General features: G+C 71.6%; 17 protein-coding genes. 12 read left to right on the top strand and 5 right to left on the bottom strand.

Features of this window, described 5'->3' with window-relative positions; all coding sequences use genetic code 11:
- Positions 1 to 123: 123 nt before the first annotated feature.
- Entirely contained in the window at positions 124 to 813 is a 690-nt protein-coding gene (locus tag AC1DXK_RS17710) for an invasion associated locus B family protein (RefSeq protein WP_457107063.1), read from the bottom strand.
- Positions 814 to 913: 100 nt separating this feature from the next.
- Positions 914 to 1,090, bottom strand: a complete 177-nt coding sequence (locus tag AC1DXK_RS17705; RefSeq protein WP_457107062.1) for a hypothetical protein — start codon at positions 1,088 to 1,090, stop codon at positions 914 to 916.
- A 378-nt stretch (positions 1,091 to 1,468) separates the two neighbouring features.
- Here AC1DXK_RS17705 and AC1DXK_RS17700 point away from each other — a divergent pair, with 378 nt between their 5' ends.
- On the top strand, positions 1,469 to 2,914 hold the full coding sequence (locus AC1DXK_RS17700; protein ID WP_457107061.1) for a homospermidine synthase: 1,446 nt from the start codon (positions 1,469 to 1,471) through the stop codon (positions 2,912 to 2,914).
- Positions 2,915 to 2,995: 81 nt separating this feature from the next.
- Here the strand turns inward: AC1DXK_RS17700 and AC1DXK_RS17695 are convergent, their stop codons facing one another.
- From AC1DXK_RS17695 to AC1DXK_RS17685, 3 genes are all read right to left on the bottom strand, one after another.
- Complete coding sequence (locus AC1DXK_RS17695; RefSeq protein WP_457107060.1) at positions 2,996 to 3,889, bottom strand: transporter; 894 nt, start codon at positions 3,887 to 3,889, stop codon at positions 2,996 to 2,998.
- Between the two features lie 141 nt (positions 3,890 to 4,030).
- Positions 4,031 to 4,882 (bottom strand): metallophosphoesterase, encoded by an 852-nt coding sequence (locus AC1DXK_RS17690; RefSeq protein ID WP_457107059.1) that lies wholly within the window; start codon positions 4,880 to 4,882, stop codon positions 4,031 to 4,033.
- Between the two features lie 23 nt (positions 4,883 to 4,905).
- Complete coding sequence (locus tag AC1DXK_RS17685) at positions 4,906 to 5,523, bottom strand: cation efflux transmembrane domain-containing protein (protein ID WP_457107058.1); 618 nt, start codon at positions 5,521 to 5,523, stop codon at positions 4,906 to 4,908.
- 177 nt (positions 5,524 to 5,700) lie between these two features.
- Between AC1DXK_RS17685 and croR the strand changes: the two genes are divergently transcribed.
- The 11 genes from croR (at position 5,701) to AC1DXK_RS17630 (ending at position 17,430) form a co-directional block, all read left to right on the top strand.
- The gene (gene croR / locus AC1DXK_RS17680; protein WP_457107068.1) at positions 5,701 to 6,174 is read left to right on the top strand and encodes a 3-hydroxybutyryl-CoA dehydratase; all 474 of its coding nucleotides are present in this window, start codon (positions 5,701 to 5,703) and stop codon (positions 6,172 to 6,174) included.
- Positions 6,175 to 6,178: 4 nt separating this feature from the next.
- Positions 6,179 to 7,003, top strand: a complete 825-nt coding sequence (locus AC1DXK_RS17675; protein WP_477298515.1) for a TrmH family RNA methyltransferase — start codon at positions 6,179 to 6,181, stop codon at positions 7,001 to 7,003.
- Between the two features lie 294 nt (positions 7,004 to 7,297).
- Positions 7,298 to 8,299, top strand: a complete 1,002-nt coding sequence (locus AC1DXK_RS17670) for a helix-turn-helix domain-containing protein (RefSeq protein WP_457107057.1) — start codon at positions 7,298 to 7,300, stop codon at positions 8,297 to 8,299.
- 240 nt (positions 8,300 to 8,539) lie between these two features.
- Positions 8,540 to 10,129 carry a phytoene desaturase family protein gene (locus AC1DXK_RS17665; RefSeq protein ID WP_457107056.1) on the top strand — a complete coding sequence of 530 codons (1,590 nt, stop codon included), beginning with the start codon at positions 8,540 to 8,542 and terminating at the stop codon, positions 10,127 to 10,129.
- Positions 10,130 to 10,185: 56 nt separating this feature from the next.
- Positions 10,186 to 10,593, top strand: a complete 408-nt coding sequence (locus AC1DXK_RS17660; protein ID WP_457107066.1) for a DUF2141 domain-containing protein — start codon at positions 10,186 to 10,188, stop codon at positions 10,591 to 10,593.
- 4 nt (positions 10,594 to 10,597) lie between these two features.
- Positions 10,598 to 11,575, top strand: a complete 978-nt coding sequence (locus AC1DXK_RS17655; RefSeq protein WP_457107055.1) for an ABC transporter ATP-binding protein — start codon at positions 10,598 to 10,600, stop codon at positions 11,573 to 11,575.
- Complete coding sequence (locus tag AC1DXK_RS17650; RefSeq protein WP_457107054.1) at positions 11,572 to 12,780, top strand: ABC transporter permease; 1,209 nt, start codon at positions 11,572 to 11,574, stop codon at positions 12,778 to 12,780. Before AC1DXK_RS17655 ends, AC1DXK_RS17650 begins: the two co-directional genes overlap by 4 nt.
- Before the next feature lie 115 nt (positions 12,781 to 12,895).
- Entirely contained in the window at positions 12,896 to 13,738 is an 843-nt protein-coding gene (locus AC1DXK_RS17645; protein WP_457107053.1) for a type 1 glutamine amidotransferase, read from the top strand.
- 104 nt (positions 13,739 to 13,842) lie between these two features.
- On the top strand, positions 13,843 to 15,372 hold the full coding sequence (locus AC1DXK_RS17640; protein WP_457107052.1) for a phytoene desaturase family protein: 1,530 nt from the start codon (positions 13,843 to 13,845) through the stop codon (positions 15,370 to 15,372).
- 95 nt (positions 15,373 to 15,467) lie between these two features.
- The gene (locus AC1DXK_RS17635; RefSeq protein WP_477298502.1) at positions 15,468 to 16,226 is read left to right on the top strand and encodes a lysophospholipid acyltransferase family protein; all 759 of its coding nucleotides are present in this window, start codon (positions 15,468 to 15,470) and stop codon (positions 16,224 to 16,226) included.
- A 67-nt stretch (positions 16,227 to 16,293) separates the two neighbouring features.
- Positions 16,294 to 17,430: a glycosyltransferase family 2 protein gene (locus tag AC1DXK_RS17630; RefSeq protein ID WP_457107050.1), complete on the top strand. Its 1,137-nt coding sequence runs from the start codon at positions 16,294 to 16,296 to the stop codon at positions 17,428 to 17,430.
- Positions 17,431 to 17,454: the final 24 nt, after the last annotated feature.

The raw sequence follows: 17,454 nt of genomic DNA, 5'->3' as shown, positions 1-17,454 counted from the left end.
GAACCCGGCGCGCGGCCCGGACGGGGCCGCGGCGCGCGGCGCCACATCTCGGCGGGATCCTGGGGCAGCGCGGCTAACGCTGGCTTAACCGTAACCGGAAAAGGCCGCCGACCGCCGCAGGCCTCAGCCGCTGAGGGCGACGGCCCGGTCGAAGGCCTGCGGAAAGCCCGTCAGGGGAACGGTGATCGTGGCCGGATCCGTACCGCCGGTCTTCTGGCCGGTGACGGTCAGCGTCTTGGCGTTGCGCATCCCGTCGAGTGCGAGCGTCGGGAAGCTGATCGGAACGATGCAGCCCTCGGCGCTGCAGGTCATGTAGGGCGCACCCTTGCCGAGGGTCTGCTCGTCGAGCTTGAAGGACACACCCGGCTCGATGGCGAGGCCGAAGGGCATCAGCACGACCCCCTCGGAGCGGCCGTTCGCGGGCGTCTGCAGCTCGAAGCCGAACTTGCGCCGACCGGTCTGCGAATCGCCCTGCGCCTGGGCCACGATGCAGGTGACCTTGTCGTTCGGTCGGGTGCAGGTCATCGTCCAGTCGCCGTAGCTCTCGCTGACGGTGCTGGCGCCGGCAGGCCAGACGGCGTGGGCCGGCGTCGCCGGGTGCGCGTCGCTGTCCGCCGACTTTGCTGCCTCCGCGGGTTTGGCAGCCTTGGGCGCGGCCGGCTTCGGCCGAGGCTTCGGCTTGGCCTTGGAGGGCACCTCGGTGGCCGGAGCGGCCTCGGGCTCCGCATCCTGGGCGCGCGATGCCGGGATCGGGACCGCCAGAAGCGCCGTCGCGATCAGGCTGAGTCGCAGGAGCGCGCGAAGTGTCGGCATGGAATCACGAGTCCCCGAGGCCATCAGACGGGAATGCCGCCTAAAGCCCTAGCCGGGGCGACGCAATCGCCCGGCACGCCGCCGTGCGACGAGGCTGCCCTCAGAACGGATTCGGCCCGCCGACGGCGCGGGCGAGCGCGCAGCGGCGCGCGAAGGAGGTCTCGACACCATTCCGCAGGGCGCGGCTGACGGCGAAGACGAGGGTGAGGAAGCCGGGATCACGGTCGGCGGTCTCGACGACCGGGCCGGGGATCCGGGAGGTGATGAGCGCGAGCATGGTGGACTCCGAGGGCGAGATCCCGGGCGTTCCGACGCTCCCCAGTTTTCACAGCCGTCTCCGCGGCCTTGCTGCAGCGCACTATGAGCCCTGCGCCGAAGGCCTGCCACTTGCGTCGAGACAGGGGCCGCATGCGCCAGGATCATACTTGGGCGTGTTTTCGCGCAAGGGTGTGTTAAGGAAGGTTCCGACAGGCGCGGTTGACCGGCGACGGTCGAGCCGCCATTGAGCGCGTTTCCGGCGACTCGGCCCCCGGACCGCACCGGCACCGCACCCACGGCGCGGGCCTGTCGCCGCACTGTCACACGCGCGCCATAACCCGCCCGCGAGCCAGACGCGCGGACGCTCCCGGCATCCGCCCTACTGAGGATCTCCCGCATGACCGATCAGCCGACCCGTCACCCGATCCATGGCCGCATCACCGGCCCTATCGTGATGATCGGCTTCGGCTCGATCGGCCGGGGCACCCTGCCCCTCATCGAGCGTCACTTCGAGTACGACCGCGCCCGCTTCACCGTGATCGACCCGGTCGACACCCATCGGGCGCTCGCCGAGAAGCACGGCCTGCGCTTCGAGAAGGTCGCGCTGACCCAGGAGAACTATCGCGACGTGCTGACCCCGCTCCTCACCGAGGGTGGCGGACAGGGCTTCTGCGTCAACCTCTCGGTCGACACCTCCTCGCGCGCCATCCTGGAACTCTGCCGCGAACTGGGCGCCCTCTACATCGACACGGTGGCGGAGCCCTGGCCGGGCTTCTATTTCGACAAGACCAAGAGCCAGGGCGACCGCACCAACTACGCGCTCCGCCAGGACATCCTCGACGCCCGCGCACAGAAGCCCGGCGGCACCACGGCGGTCTCCTGCTGCGGCGCCAATCCCGGCATGGTGTCATGGTTCGTCAAGCAGGCACTCCTGAACATCGCGCAAGATACCGGCCTGCAGCGGCCGGAGCCCAAGACCAAGGCCGAGTGGGCCGCGCTGATGAAGGATCTGGGCGTGAAGGGTGTCCACATCGCCGAGCGGGACACCCAGCGCGCCAAGACCCCGAAGCCGCGCGGCGTCTTCGTCAACACCTGGTCGGTGGAGGGCTTCGTCTCCGAGGGCAACCAGCCGGCGGAGCTGGGCTGGGGCACGCACGAGACCTGGAAGCCCGCCAATGCCCGCGAGCAGGAGAAGGGCTCGCGCTGCGCGATCTACCTGCTGCAGCCGGGGGCCGATACCCGGGTGCGCACCTGGGTGCCGACCGCCGGCGCGCAGTTCGGCTTCCTCGTGACCCACAACGAGGCGGTCTCGATCGCCGACTACTACACGGTGCGCGAAGGCGACGAGCCGGTCTTCCGGCCGACCTGTCACTACGCCTACCACCCGGCCGACGACGCGGTTCTGTCGCTCCACGAGATGTTCGGCAACGCCGCCAAGGTCCAGGAGCAGCAGCACATCCTCGACGAGACCGAGATCGTCGACGGCATCGACGAGTTGGGCGTGCTGGTCTACGGCCACGCGAAGAACGCCTACTGGTACGGCTCGCAGCTGTCCATCGAGGAGACCCGGCGGATCGCCCCCTACCAGAACGCCACCGGCCTGCAGGTAACCTCGGCGGTGCTCGCCGGCATGGTCTGGGCGCTGGAGAACCCGGAGGCGGGCATCGTCGAGGCCGACGAGATGGATTTCCGCCGCTGCCTGGAGGTCCAGACCCCGTATCTCGGCCCGGTCGTGGGCGTGTACACCGACTGGACGCCGCTGACCGACCGCCCGGGCCTATTCCCGGAGGACATCGACACCAGCGATCCCTGGCAGTTCCGCAACGTGCTGGTGCACGGCTGAGGCGCCGGCGCGGCCCGGCGAGCTCGCATCCCCCATCGGGGCGGCGAGCAGCGCCGATGGGGGAGGCCCCGCGGCGACGGGCTACTCGGCCTGCCGCCGGGTCACGAGGGTGCGGTTCGGCTCGACCTCGCCCTTGTCCTGGTACAGCGGGACGATGGCGCGCAGCCAGCCGCGGACCTCGCGGCCGCCGTAATTGCGCTCGACCACGTCGCGCGTGACGTAGGCCTGCAGGTTAACGGGACCGAAATTGTACCCGACGAGGCCGCCCACCGCGATCTGGCCCTGGGGCCGGCCGCTCGCCACCGCGGTCGGCAGGTCGCTCGACCCGAACGCGACCGCGCCGACCTGCCACCTGCCGAACTTCTTCGTCATGGTCAGGTCGAGATTCAGGTAATCCGGATACAGGACACCGGACGGCGAGCGCGTGTCGAGGAAGACGCCGTGGAGCAGGTTCGCCGTGAGGTTCCAGTCCTGGCCCGTGTAGCTCACCGCGAAGCGGTGCGTCAGCGAGGCGGACTGGGTCAGGAAGCGCGTCTGGATCGGCAGGTAGCCGCCGAACAGGTAGCTGACGCCCACGTCGTGTCCGAGATCCCAGGCGAGCTGGGCGGCCAGCAATTGCTGGCCGACGCCGCTCTGATAGGGCGCTCCCTGGCTTCTCGCCGCCGCGATCGGCTGCGTGAAGAAGAACTGGAGGCGCCCGCCCGCGACGTCCCAGGGGGTCGCCCAGGCGAAGGTCGGCAGGTTGACGTTCGTCGCCGAGTCGCGGGGTCGCGTCCCGCGGACGCCGAAGCTCGACAGGTTCACGAAGTACAATCCGACAGGCAGCTGCGCGCCGACCGGCAGACCGACCGTCTGGCCGGGCTGGGCCGCGGACGCCGCCCGCGCGGTCGTCGCCGCCGAGGTGACGGCGATGGGAATGGTGACGGCGAGAGACGCCGCCGCGACCCCGCGTGACGTCAGGCTGAATCCGACCATGGGAACCCCGAACCGAGGCCCCGGGATCCGGGGCCGATCGAGATGGGACGGGTGTTCGCGCGGCCGGCATCCCGCCCTCAGGGCCAAGTCGTGTGCAACAGCACGGAGCCGATGGTTCGAGGCCTGCGAGCCGGGATTGGATCAGGGGCCGGCGACGTCCAGGACCAGATCACTGCGATAGGTCGTCCCCTCCACCGGGTTCGAGACCCAGCGGCAACGCCCGACCGCCATGTCGTGGCCCGCGTGGAAATGGCCCGAAATCCACAGCTCCGGCCGCTCGGGATCGGCGAGATCGTCGAGGGCGGTGCTGGCGTAGAAGGCCGGCACCCACCAGGGGACGCCGGGCGCGTCCCGGAACCGGTCCGCCGCCAGCGGGCTCGCCGGGTGATGGGTCACCACGACGGTCGGACCGTCGTGCGGGATCCGGAGCGCCGCGTGCAGGGCCGCCCGCTCGATCCGGTGCTCCGCCATCGCGTCCGCGGGCTGCCAGGAGCTGCCGTCGGCCTTGCGGATCGCGCCGAGATACTCCCGCGAGCCCGTCACCGGATCGGTCATGCGGGCGGCCGCATAGGCCACCGGATCGGCGGGGCGGTCCGGTGCGTCGGGCGCGAGCCAGCGCCCGGCGAGGGTCCAGTCGCTCCACAGGGTCGTGCCGACGAAGCGCACGCCGTCGATGACGCGGCTCTGCGACCGCTGGAGCAGGTGGATCCGGGCGCCGAGCGCGTTCAACCGCGCGACCTCGGCTTCCAGGGCGGCCAGGAGTTCCACGGCGGTCCGCCCGTCTCCAGTCGGGGCGTAGCGCTCGTGGTTGCCCGGCACCAGCACGACGGGCCGGGCCTGTGCGAGGTGCAGCAGGGCCGCGAGCCCCCGCTCGGGATGCCCCTCGTGGAGGTCGCCGGGGCAGACGAGCAGGTCGAACGGTGCCGCGGGCGGCGCGATCAGGTCGAGCCGGCGCCGCTCCAGGTGCAGGTCCGAGACCGGGAAGATGCGCATGGCTGTCGCTGCTCGGAGGGCCGTTATCGCGCGGCTCTGCGCTCGGCCGCCGCGGCCCGGAGGATGTCGGCGGCCGCGTCGGCGTTGAGGATCGCGATTCCCGCCGCCACGACGAGGTCCGGCCAGGGGGATGGATCGAGCGCGGTCACGAGACCGGCGGCGATGATCGCCAGATTGGCGACGGCATCGTTGCGCGCCGAGAGATAGGCGGCCCGGGTCAGGCTGCCGGACCCGGAGCGATGCTTGGCGAGCATGAGCGCGCAGGTCAGGTTGACGGCGAGCGCCCCGAGGCCCGCGAGGGTCAGCGGCAGCGCGGCGGGGGCGGTGAAGTCGGCGATCTTGCCGTAGGCCGCCCAGGCACCCGCGAACGCCGGCAGGAGCAGGATGCCGGCCATGGCGGTCCCCAGGCGTGCGCGGTTGCGCGCGCTCCAGCCGAGACCCGCGAAGATCAACAGGTTGATCGCCGCGTCCTCCAGGAAATCGAGGCTGTCGGCGATCAGCGCCACCGAGCCGATGGCGAGCGCCACCGCGATCTCGATGCCGAAATAGCCGAGGTTCAGCGCCGCCACGCGGGCGACGACCGAACGGAGGGCGGGCGGCGCGGGCCTGGGCGTTTCATCGGCGATCACGGGACGCCTCATCGCCGACACGCGGGTCGCTGTCGAGCGGCTGTTGAGAAATCCATGGCCGCGGCTCAAGAAAGTTCGACGGCCTTACGCCTTTGTCCGGGTGGATTCGGCGCCGCGATCGTGCGACGCCGTTGTCGGAGCCGGCCGCACCCGATGAGAGACCGGCCGGAACCGGAGGTCTGCCGCGTCATGCTGCCCGAACTGCGCGTGCTCTATTTCGAGGATCTCGAGGTCGGACTGTCGGAGACACTGTCGAAGACCATCGCCTCCTCCGACGTGGTGGGCTTCGCCGAGATCACAGGCGACCGCAACCCGATCCATCTCTCCGAGCACTTCGCCGCGCGCACGCCGTTCGGCACCCGCATCGCCCACGGCCTGTACACCGCCGGGCTGATCTCCGCGGTGCTCGGCACCCGCCTGCCCGGGCCGGGCGCCGTCTACATCTCGCAGACCCTGAACTTCCGTGCCCCGGTGCGGATCGGCGACGTCGTCGACGTCACCGTGACGGTGGCCGAACTGATGCCCGAGCGGCGACGCGCGCGCCTCGCCTGCCGGTGCTCCGTGGGCGGCGAGACCGTCCTCGACGGCGAGGCGCTGGTGAAGGTCCCGACCAAGGCCGAGGCCGACCCGCTCGTGAGCCGCACCGAGCGGTCCCAGGGCTGAGGTGATCCCGGAACCGGAAACCCTCACCGACCCGGACGACCCCCGCCTCGAGCCCTACACCCGGATGCGCGAGCGCGATCTCGTCGGCCGCGCCGGGTGCTTCATCGTCGAGGGAGAGGTGACCCTGCGGCTGCTCCTCGGCCGCCGCAGCCGGTTCCGCGCCGCATCGATCCTGATCGCGCCGGAGCGCTGGCCGGGTCTGGCCTCCGCCGTCGCCGCCTGTCCGGAACCGCCGCCGGTGTTTCGCGCCGGCAAGGGCGTGATGAGCGCGGTTGCCGGCTTTCCGATCCATCGCGGCGTCCTCGCGGTCGGCCTGCGCGGCGCGGAGCCCGATCCCGCCGGGCTCGTCCCGCCCTCGCCCGCGCCGGCCATGGTGCTCGGGCTCGCAGGCCTCACCAACCACGACAATGTCGGCGCCGCCTTCCGCAACGCCGCCGCCTTCGGGTCCGATGCGGTGCTGCTGGACGGGGCGAGCTGCGATCCGCTCTACCGCAAGAGCATCCGGGTCTCGGCCGGGGCCGCCCTGATCCAGCCCTTCGCCCGGCTCCCGGCGGCGCAGGATTGGCTGCAATGCGCAGAGGCCCTCGACCTTCAGCCGTTGGCCTTCAGCCCGGGGGCGAGCGAGACCCTGGATGCACTCGCCGTCCCGAAGCGGGCGCTCCTGATCCTCGGCACCGAGGGGCCCGGCCTCGACGCGGCGACCCTGACCCGGGCACGGCCGATCCGCATCGCGATGGCCGCCGGCTTCGACTCGCTGAACGTCGCCACGGCCGCGGGCATCGCCCTGCACGCCATCGCCCGCGGTCAGGGACGGCTCGGCCTGGCGTGACGGTTGCTGGGCCGTGCAGCCGGAACCGGTCGCACGGCTTCCGAGCGCGTCCTGCCCGTGCGTCCTGCCCGTGCGTCCTGCCCGTGCGTCCTGCCGCCTGCGTCCCGCACGCGATACCGGCCGGCCCCCGGTGGGGCCGGCATGGCGCGGACATCAATCATCGCAGTGCCGGCGCCGGGGAATAGGCGCCCTCCGCACTGTTCCGCATGCATAACGCCAACCGATCGACGTTTCGCGCACGCGCCTTTCAAGTAGGATCGATGGATCCGCAGGACGGACGCTGCGCTGCACCGCATGTCGATCATTCCGACCCTTCACTTCAACACGGATACGCTCGATCCGGCGCAGGCCTTCGCGGCCTGGCGCGATCTGATGGCGCCGATCATCCGCGTCGAGCAGGTCCCGGATGGCCCAACGCCGCGAGGAAACCTGTCCTGCACGATGCTGGGCGACATCCTCGCCAGCCGGATGGTCTTCTCCGCCCAGCGCATGATCCGCGACCGCCGCCATGCTGCGGCGACCCCGGATCACTTCACCTTCATGCTGTACGTCTCCGGGGGGCTGTCCGGGGAGATCGCGGGCTGCACGGTGGTGCAGCAGAGAAACCGGATCATGGCGGCCAACATGGGGCGCGAACTCGATGCCCATGGCGTGCGGTCCAGCGCGATCGGGTTGACGATCCCGCGTCGCTTGCTGGACGACCTCGTGATCGAGCGCATCCCGACCTTCCTGGACCGGGAGAGGAACCGGCTGCTGATCGCCCGGCTGCACGCCCTCTATCGCCGGCTTCCGACGACGGGGGCCGACGAGGAGCAAGCGCTTGCGCGGGAGCTGACGGCCTTCGTCCGACGCCTGTTCGACCCGTCCTCCGCCCCGGACGTGCTGCACGGTCCGGAACTCGATGTCGGCCTCATCGCCCTGGCCGAACGCGTCATGGACCTCCATCTCGGCGCGCCCGACCTCTCGCCGCAATGGCTGGCCGATGGCACGGGCGTCTCACGCACGGTGCTGTACCGGGCGTTCCGTGACACGGGCGGCGTGATGCATCGCGTCTGGGAGAAGCGGCTGGAGGCGACGCGGCTCGCTTTGGAGGATCCGCTCGAGACCCGGCCGCTGACGCGCCTGGCGAGCGAACACGGCTTCAGGACGCCGGCGCATCTGAGCCACGCGTTCCGAGCCCGGTTCGGCGTGGCGCCGCGGGAGTGGCGCCGGATCCATGCATCGCCCTCCGCCCGGCGGTTCGAACCATCGCCGGCCCAAGCCCACGCTTGGTACGAGCGGCTCGGTCAGCGATGATCGGTCAGCGATGACTTGCCCCCGGTCTCGACGGCCGCGCGCAGGCCGCCGATCCGGATGCGTGGCCGGCGGGCTCGACCTACCACCGCCCGCCGAGCGCGCACGAACCTTGCGATCACGTTTCGACGGCAGGATCGGGTATGGTGTTCTGCGCGCGACAAACGGCTGCAATTGCCTCGCGCGGTTGCCAAGCTAGCTTGGCCGCATGGGGTATTGGGATTCTGTGAGGAGTCGAGGACGTTGCTTCAGTCAGGGGATGGGTTGCGGGCGCTGACCGGACGCCGGGTGGCCGTGGTCGGGGCCGGTCCAGGTGGACTCGCGGCCGCACTTCTACTGGCGCGGGCTGGCATCCACGTCACCGTCTTCGAGAAGGATGCGCAGGTCGGCGGCCGGACCAAGACCGTGGAGGCGCCGGGCGGGTATCGGTTCGATATCGGCCCCACCTTCTTCCTGTATCCACAGATTCTCGCCGACATCTTCGCGAGCTGCGGCGAGCGCCTCGAAGACCACGTCACGCTCGAACGCCTCGATCCGCAATATCACCTCGTCTTCGAGGGGAAGAACGGCATCTCGGGGACGATCCGCGCAACCGGCGACGTCGAGCGCCTGGAGCGCGAGATCGCCAGCGTCGCACCGGACGACGCCAAGAACGTCAAAGCCTTCTTCGCGGAGAACCGGACGAAGCTGCGCTACTTCAAGCCGGTGCTCGAACAGGCCTTCCATACCCTGCGCAGCATGGCGAGCCCCGCGATGCTGGCGGCCCTGCCCTACCTGCATCCCGGCCGGAGCGTGGACCGCGACCTCAAGCGCCATTTCGCCGACCCGCGGGTGCGCCTCGCCTTCTCGTTTCAGACGAAGTACCTGGGCATGTCGCCGTTCCGGTGCCCGAGCCTGTTCACGATCCTGTCGTTCCTTGAATACGAGCACGGGGTCTACCACCCGGTCGGCGGCTGCGGCGCAGTGTCGGACGCCATGGCCGGGCTCGCCGGCCGCATGGGCGTCGATCTCCGGCTCAACACCAACGTCGAGCGGGTGCTGTTCGAGGGCAAGCGCGCGAGCGGGGTGGTGGCGAACGGCGAGACGTTCAACGCCGACGCGGTGCTGATCAACGGCGACTTCGCCAAGGTCGTGCGTGCCCTCGTGCCGGAACGCCAGAGGCCGCGCTGGCGCGATGCCAAGATCGCCAAGGCCCGGCTCTCGTGCTCGACCTTCATGCTCTATCTCGGCATCGACGGAAAAATGCCCGACAGCCTCGGGCACCACACCATCCTGCTGGCGGACGGCTACGAGAAGAACATCCAGGAGATCACCGAGGGGACGCTGCCGATGCAGCCCTCCCTCTACGTGCAGCATGCCGGCTACACGGATGGCGGCATGGCGCCGCCAGGCCAGACCGCCCTCTACGTGCTGGTGCCGGTGCCGAACCTGAAGGCCGGCATCGACTGGCCGTCGACGCGGGCGACCTACCGCGCCCTGATCCTGGAACGGCTGAAGCTCCTCGGGCTCGGCGATATCGAATCCCGGATCCGGTACGAGCGGATCATCGATCCCACGCAGTGGGAAGAGGATTTCGCCGTCCACGAAGGCGCCACCTTCAACCTCTCCCACGACCTGATGCAGATGCTCTACTTCCGGCCGCATAACCGGTTCGGTCCCGGTCTCTACATCGTCGGCGGCGGCACCCATCCGGGCTCGGGCCTGCCGGTGATCTACGAGGGCGCCCGCATCTCCGCCCGGCTGCTGATCGAGGAGTTGGCCGGCGCTCGCGCCGCCGCCTCGGCGGGGATCCCCGAGACGGCCCCCCTGGCCACCTCCGGCGAGGCCTCGTGAGCGGGGCGCCGAACCGGAGACGCGGCCGCCGCCACACGGGCCGCGGTCCGATCGCGCTGGCGACCTGGCTCTGCCTCATCACCCTGCCCGCCTCGGCCGCAACCGTGCAGGTCGAGGTCGACGGGATCGAGCCGGGGGGCGGCCAGGTGCGCGTCGCCCTGTGCCAAGGGGGGCTCTCCGAGGGGTCGTGCGTCCGGGGCGACGATGCCCCGGCCTCCGCCGATCGGGGGCTGTTCACTTTCCCGGGCGTGAGCCCGGGAACCTACGCGGTGGCGGCCTACCAGGATGCCAACGGCAACGGCCGCCTGGACCGCACCGGCCTCGGCCTTCCGCTGGAGCCCTACGGCTTCTCGGGCGCCGCCGGGCGTCGGGAACGGCCCGACTTCACCGCGGCTGCCTTCGTGCTGCGAGAACCCGGTGCCGCCGTGCGGGTACGCCTCGCCCGCGCGCTTCCGAGGCGGTGAAGCGATGGACGATCCCCTCGTCCGGATCGCGGATGTCGGCCTCGACCTCCGCGGACGGCGGGTCTTGGATCGGGTCGACCTCGACCTCGCGGCCGGCGAGACCCTGGCGCTGCTCGGGCCGAACGGAGCCGGCAAGTCCTCGCTGATGCGCCTCGTGGCCGGACGGCTCAACCCGAGCGCGGGGTCGGTACGCGTGGCCGGAGCGGACCCCTACCGCGAAGGACGCGTCCGCCGCGCCATCGGCTGGGTGCCGCAGGAGATCGCCCTCTACCCACGGCTGACCGTTTCGGAGAATCTCGGCGTGTTTGGCCAGCTGGCCGGCGTGTCCCGGCGCGATCGGAGGGCTGCCGTCGACGCGGCCCTGGCGATGGCCGACATCGCCGACGTGGCCCGGCGCCCGGTCGGGGTCCTGTCGGGGGGGTACCGCCGCCGGGTCAACATCGCGGCGAGCCTCATGAACCGTCCCAGGCTGGTGCTCCTCGATGAGCCGACCAGCGGCGTCGACCTCGCCGCCCGGGCGGCGATCCACGGTGTCCTCGATCGGCTGAAGTCCGCCGGGACCGCGATCCTGATCGCCACCCACGATTTTGCCGAAGCGGAGCGTCTGGCCACCCAGGTGGCGTTCCTGGCGCAGGGCCACATCGTGCGGGCCGGCCGGCTCGGCGATCTGCTGGCGCAGTTGCGCACAGGCGCCCCCGAACGGGAACTCAGCCTCGCCGTTCCGGTGGCGGGCCAGGCCGAGGGTGTGCTGCGCCGAGCCGGCTTCGCGCCGGCCGAGCCGGGCGGTCTGGTCTGGCGCTCGGTGGAGCGATCGGGGCTCGACGGCGCGGCTCTGCTCGGCGCCCTGCGTGCCCAGGGTGTTCCGGTGGCCGAGATCCGGGTTCGGGCGCCGCGGCTCGAGACGCTCTATCTCGATGCGCTCCGCCCGCGCGGCGTGGCGGATCCCGAGCCCCCTCCGCTCCGGGCTGGAGCGGCCGGATGATCGGCGCCGCGTTCCGCGTGATGCTCCTCACGCTCCTGCGCGACCGGGCCGCGCTGGTGATGGCCTTCGTGCTGCCGACTGTGATCTTCTCGATCTTCGCGGCGATCTTTTCCGGTGCGGTCGGCGACCGGATCCGGATCCATCTCGGCTTGGCGGATCTCGCCCGCACCGCGGCCACCGAGCGGCTCGCCGATGCCCTCGCGGCCGATGCCTCCCTGCGGGTCACGCGGCTCCCCGCGACCGACATCGCGACCGTGGCGCAGGCGGTGCGGTCGGGCGAGGTCGACGTGGCGCTGGTCCTGCGCGGCGACCTGATCGCCGCGCCTTCGGACGGTGCGCCCGGCCCCGCCGATCAGCCGGTGGTGCTGGTGGAGAACCCCGCAAAGGCGCTCGCGACCCCGATCGCCCTCGGGCAGCTCCAACGGGTACTGAACGAGGCGCTGCCCGACGTCATCCTGTCGCGGGTCGTCGCCGACGTGGAGCGCACCGGAAAGATCAGTCCCGACGAGCGCCGCTTCCTCGACGAGGCCTTCGCCGAGCAGCGGGCCAAGAAGGAGCCCTTCAGTTTCGCCTCGCTGGTGGAGCACCGCAGCACCGCGGCCGGGACGGCGAATGCCAGGGTGAGCTACTACGCCGGTGCGATCACCGCCGTCTTCCTGCTCTTCGCGGCCATGCAGGGGGCCATGTCCCTGGTGGAGGAGCGCGAGACGGGCCTGGCCGAGCGGCTGATGGCCGGGCCGGGCGGCTTACCGGTGGTGGTACTCGGCAAATTCGGCTTCCTCACGCTGCAGGGTCTCGTCCAGGCCGGTCTGATCTTCCTGGCCGCCGCCCTGCTGTACGGGGTCGAGATCGGGCCGCACTGGCCGGCCTTCCTGGCCACCTGCCTCCTGGTCTCCGCGATGGCGGCGGGGCTGGCCCTGGCCGCCTGTGCCCTCGCGGCCTCCCGCCAGCAGGCGCACCTCGCCTCGACCTTCGGGGTGCTGCTGCTCTCGGCGGTGGGCGGCTCGATGGTTCCGCGGTTCCTGATGCCGCCCTGGCTGCAGCAGGCCGGCTGGCTCACCCCCAACGCCTGGGCGATCGAGGCCTATCAGAGCGCGCTGGGCGAAGGATTTGGCGCGGCCGTACCGGCCCTGGGCGTGCTGGGGGCGCTCACCCTCTTCGGGCTGGGCGTGGCGCTCGCCCTGGCGGCGCGGCGGACGGTCTGACCTGCGCGGCGATTCAAGGCCGCGACGATCCGCGCCGGTCGTGCGACCAGCCGCGCGCGGACAGAGGGGGCGCCGATCGGGCAGGGTCCGCCCCGTCGCGCAACGAAGGACCTCCATGCTCCGCCTGCTCATCGCCGACGGCAACGATCGCGCGGCCCGCGACCGGCACGTGGCCGCCACGGGGCGCACCTCGGCCCAGTCCTACGCGGCGGTGGTGCGCGCCCTCGCCCCGGACGCGACCTGCACCCTCATGAGCCCGGCCGATGCCGACGCGGCCCTGCCGATCCCATTCTCGGAGGCCGACGGGCTGATCTTCACCGGCTCGACCCTCAAGGTGTCCGATGCCACGCCCGCGGTCACCCGGCAGTTCGACCTCATGCGCGCCGCCCTGGCGGCCGGCCTGCCGGTATTCGGATCGTGCTGGGGCATGCAGGTCGCCGCCGTCGTGACCGGCGGCAGGGTCGCGGACAATCCGCGGGGGCCGGAATACGGCTTCGCCCGGGCGATCACCCCGACCGAAGAGGGCCGCACCCACCCGTTGCTCGCGGGGCGCCCGGCCGCCTGGGACGCCCCGGCGATCCATTCCGATGCCGTGCTGGAGCCGCCGCCGGGCGCCCGCGTGCTGGCCGGCAACCGGATCCTCGGCATCCAGGTGCTGGAGATCCGCCACGGCGCCGGCTGGTTCTGGGGCACGCAATATCACCCCGAACTGGATCTCGACGAACTCGCCGCGATGCTGCGCCTCTGCGACACGGCGATCGTCGAGGCGGGGCTCGCGGCGGATCGCGCGGCTGTGGCCGCCTACGCCGACGAGGTCGCCGCGCTGGAGCATCGCGCCGACGCGGCGTCGGCCCGCTTGGCGTGGCGCCACGGACTCGGCCCGGAGGTGCTGGAGGCCGCGCTGCGCCGCCGGGAAATCGGCAACTTCCTGGCACGGCTTTCCACAGGCGCGGCCTGATCATGACCCACCGCGACCGGGTGGCGCGTTGACCCGCCCGGTCGCACGTCTAGCTTCGCTGTCGTGGGCCACACCATCGTCGGCCCGGGGAGCGACCCAGCAGGATGAGCCAGGATTCCACGGTCGCCGTCATCGGCAGCGGGCTCGGCGGACTCGCGGCCGCGTGCGTCGCCGCCGCGCGGGGCCACCGCGTGACGGTCTACGACAAGAACGGCTGGCTCGGCGGCAAGGCGGCGGTGCTCCACGAGGGCGGCTTCCGCTTCGACATGGGTCCGACCATCCTGACGGTGCCCCGGGTTCTGGAGCGGATCTTCGCGGAGGCCGGCCGCTCGGTCCACGACTACATGGATCTGCGCCGCCTCGATCCGCAATGGCGCTGCTTCTTCGACGACGGCACCCACATCGACCTGATGCAGGACGTCGAGCGGATGGCGGGCGACATGGAGCGCTTCGCCCCCGGCACCGGCGAAGGCTACAAGAAGTTCCTCGCCATCTCCGAGCACCTTCACGAGGTCTCCGAGAAGTTCTTCTTCTGGAAGCCGGTGGAGGACCTGTTCGACACGATCAACATCCGGGCCAACATGAATCCCGGCACGCTGCGCGACGTGCTGTCCCTGCGCATGCATGCCTCCGTGGCCTCGACGATCCGCGGCAAGGTCAAGGACGCCCGGCTCGCGCAGATGCTCGACCACTTCGTCCAGTATGTCGGGTCCTCGCCCTACGGCGCACCGGCGGTGCTCTGCGCCATCGCCCACATGCAGACCGCCGACGGGGTCTGGTATCCGATGGGCGGCACCCGCGCGGTGGCCGAGGGGCTGGCCAAGCTAGCCCAGGAACTCGGGGCGACCTGCAGGACCGACACCGAAGTGACCGGCATCGAGACCGCCAACGGCGCCGTCCGTGGCGTGCGCACGGCCGCGGGGATGACGCCCTTCGACGCGGTGATCTCCAACATGGATTCGGTCCGCACCTACCGGGAACTGGTCGGCGGCGAGGCGGCCAAGACCTACGCCAAGAAGAACCCCGAGCCGGCCTGCTCCGGCGTGGTGCTCTATCTCGGCCTGAACAGGCGCTACGAGCACCTCAACCACCACGATTTCGTCTTCTCCCGGGACCCCGAGGAGGAGTTCGACTACATCTACAACAAGGGCGAGCCCGCCCCCGACCCGACCGCCTACCTCGCGGCCCCCTCCTCCACCGATCCGAGCGTGGCGCCGGAGGGCGGCGAGGCCCTGTACGTCCTCGTGCACACGCCGTATCTGCGCCCGCACCACGACTGGCGCCCGGACGGGCCGCTGTTCCAGAACTACCGCCGGACGATCCTCGACAAGCTGAAGCGCACCGGCGGCATGCCGGACCTGGAGGAGCGCATCGTCGTCGAGCGCCACCTGACCCCGCAGGACATCCACGAGCGCTACAGGGTGCTCAACGGCGCGATCTACGGCCTCGCCTCGCACGGGCGGGTGATGGGTGCGTTCAAGCCCGGCAACCGCTCGCGGCAGGTGCGCGGCCTCTACCTCGCGGGCGGTGCCGCCCATCCGGGTCCAGGCATGCCGATGGTGATGATGTCCGGCTGGATCGCCGCCGACGCGCACGACCAGGACGCGCGCGGCGCCCTGCGCGCCTCGGCGTGACACCGGCGCCGCCATCCCCTCCCCCCGTGGCGGGGGGCGGGCGAGGCACACGCGGCGCGCCCCTGCCCCATGTCTCGCCCCGGATCCGCCGGTTCATGGTGGCCTGGTTCGAGCGCTACCTGCACCGCCATCTCGACGCACTCCGCCTGCCGCTCTGGAGCACGCCGCCTGCCGCGAGCCATCCCGGCCCGATCGTGGTCTACTGCAACCATCCGGCCTGGTGGGACGCCGCCCTGATCATCGTGCTGGCGGGCCGCCTCTATCCGGACCGCATAAGCCGCGCGCCCTTCGACGCCGCGATGCTGGCCCGCTACCGGATCTTCGAGCGGATCGGCGCCTTCGGCGTCGATCTCGACAGCCCCCGGGGGGCTGCGCAGTTCCTGGCGGCCGCCCGGACGATCCTGGGGGCGCCCGACGGCATGCTCTGGATCACCGCGCAGGGCCGCTTCGCCGATGCCCGCGCACGGCCGCTGGCCCTCAGGCCCGGCGTGGCGCGGCTCGCCGAGATCGCCCCCGATGCCCTCTTCGTCCCGCTCGCCGTGGAGTACGCGTTCTGGGACGAGCGGGGCGCCGTGGCCTTCGCGGCTTTCGGGCCGGCGATCGGCGGATCCGAACTCGCGGCGCTCCCGCGCGACAGGCGACTGGCCCGGCTGGAATCCGATCTCATCGCGATCCTCGACCGTCTCAGCGCCGACGTCATCAGCCGGGAGCCCGGGCGCTTCCGCGCCCTCGTCTCCGGTCGGAAGGGCGTCGGCGGCTTCTACGATCTGTGGCGGCGGTTCGCGGCCAGGCTCTCCGGACGGCGCTTCGATCCGGCACACCGCGCGACGGGCAGGCAGGATCGCACCGGATGAAACCCTCCGCTCTCGCCCCGCGCCGTGCGATCCCGGGTCCTGGCGCGACAGCACCGCGGCGCGGGCCATGACCGACTCCTTCCTCACCGGCCTGGCCCTGCTCTGCCTGCTCGCCGCCCTCCTGCCGGCCGGGCTGGCGGCGGTGAACCTCGCGGTCCTGCGCCGGCCGAAGCCCGGGTCGGAGACCGGGCTCGTCTCGATCCTGATCCCGGCGCGCAATGAAGCCGGCAACATCGACGCCACCGTCCGCGCGGCCCTCGCCAGTACGGGGGTCCCGGTGGAGGTGATCGTCGGCGACGACCATTCCACGGACGCGACACCCGAGATCGTGCGCGCCATCGGCGACCCGCGTCTCCGCCTCGTTCCGGTCCCGCCCCTGCCCGACGGCTGGACGGGCAAAAACCACGCCTGCAGCCACATGGTCGGCCAAGCGCGCGGCGAACGCCTGCTGTTCATCGACGCCGACGTACGCCTGGAGGCCGGGGCCGCCGCCGCTCTGGCGACCGAGGCCCGTCGCACCGGCGCGGCCCTCGTCAGCGGGGTGCCCCGCCAGCGCACGGACACGCTCGGCGAGATGCTGACAGTGCCGATGATCGACTTCCTGCTGGTGGGCTACCTGCCGGTGCCGCTCATGCGCCGCCTGCCCGATCCGTCGCTCGGCGCCGCCTGCGGACAACTGATCCTGGTCGAGCGGGCGGCCTACACCGCCACCGGCGGCCACGGCGCGATCCGCGCCTGCCTGCACGACGGCGTGCGCCTGTCGCGGCTGTTCCGTGCCGCGGGCTACCGGACGGATCTCGTGGCGGCCGCGGCACTGGCGACCTGCCGGATGTATGACGGCTTCGCACAGGCCTGGGCCGGCTTCTCCAAGAACGCCCACGAGGGCATGGCCACGCCCCGCGCCCTCCCCGTCTGGACCGTCCTGCTCGGGTGCGGCCAGTGCCTGCCGCCCCTCCTCGTCCTGGCTGGGCTGCTCGGCCTGATGCCGACGGCCGCACTGATCCTGGCCATCGTGGCCTTCGGCCTGTCGCTGGCGACCCGGACCGCCATCACCGTGGCCGTCCGAGCGCCGTGGGCGACGATCCCGCTCCACCCGGTCGCGGTCGCGGTCGCCCTGGCGATCCAGTGGAACGTGCTCCTGCGCCGCGAGCGGGCCGGCGCCGCCACCTGGAAGGGCCGCAGCTACCCGGTGAGCGGGGCCTGACTGGCCGAGGCGGGGCGGGGTCGG

The organism is Methylobacterium sp. P3_A11, assembly GCF_056403155.1.
Note: the sequence above shows the minus strand (reverse complement) of the source record. Positions and strands in the feature narration are given on the sequence as shown.

Bases quoted from the DNA above. Each gene is read 5' to 3' on its own strand.
- AC1DXK_RS17710 (WP_457107063.1), bottom strand. From the start codon at position 813: ATGCCGACACTTCGCGCGCTCCTGCGACTCAGCCTGATCGCGACGGCG.
- AC1DXK_RS17705 (WP_457107062.1), bottom strand. From the start codon at position 1,090: ATGCTCGCGCTCATCACCTCCCGGATCCCCGGCCCGGTCGTCGAGACC.
- AC1DXK_RS17700 (WP_457107061.1), top strand. From the start codon at position 1,469: ATGACCGATCAGCCGACCCGTCACCCGATCCATGGCCGCATCACCGGC.
- AC1DXK_RS17695 (WP_457107060.1), bottom strand. From the start codon at position 3,889: ATGGTCGGATTCAGCCTGACGTCACGCGGGGTCGCGGCGGCGTCTCTC.
- AC1DXK_RS17690 (WP_457107059.1), bottom strand. From the start codon at position 4,882: ATGCGCATCTTCCCGGTCTCGGACCTGCACCTGGAGCGGCGCCGGCTC.
- AC1DXK_RS17685 (WP_457107058.1), bottom strand. From the start codon at position 5,523: ATGAGGCGTCCCGTGATCGCCGATGAAACGCCCAGGCCCGCGCCGCCC.
- croR (WP_457107068.1), top strand. From the start codon at position 5,701: ATGCTGCCCGAACTGCGCGTGCTCTATTTCGAGGATCTCGAGGTCGGA.
- AC1DXK_RS17670 (WP_457107057.1), top strand. From the start codon at position 7,298: ATGTCGATCATTCCGACCCTTCACTTCAACACGGATACGCTCGATCCG.
- AC1DXK_RS17655 (WP_457107055.1), top strand. From the start codon at position 10,598: ATGGACGATCCCCTCGTCCGGATCGCGGATGTCGGCCTCGACCTCCGC.
- AC1DXK_RS17650 (WP_457107054.1), top strand. From the start codon at position 11,572: ATGATCGGCGCCGCGTTCCGCGTGATGCTCCTCACGCTCCTGCGCGAC.
- AC1DXK_RS17645 (WP_457107053.1), top strand. From the start codon at position 12,896: ATGCTCCGCCTGCTCATCGCCGACGGCAACGATCGCGCGGCCCGCGAC.
- AC1DXK_RS17640 (WP_457107052.1), top strand. From the start codon at position 13,843: ATGAGCCAGGATTCCACGGTCGCCGTCATCGGCAGCGGGCTCGGCGGA.
- AC1DXK_RS17635 (WP_477298502.1), top strand. From the start codon at position 15,468: ATGGTGGCCTGGTTCGAGCGCTACCTGCACCGCCATCTCGACGCACTC.
- AC1DXK_RS17630 (WP_457107050.1), top strand. From the start codon at position 16,294: ATGACCGACTCCTTCCTCACCGGCCTGGCCCTGCTCTGCCTGCTCGCC.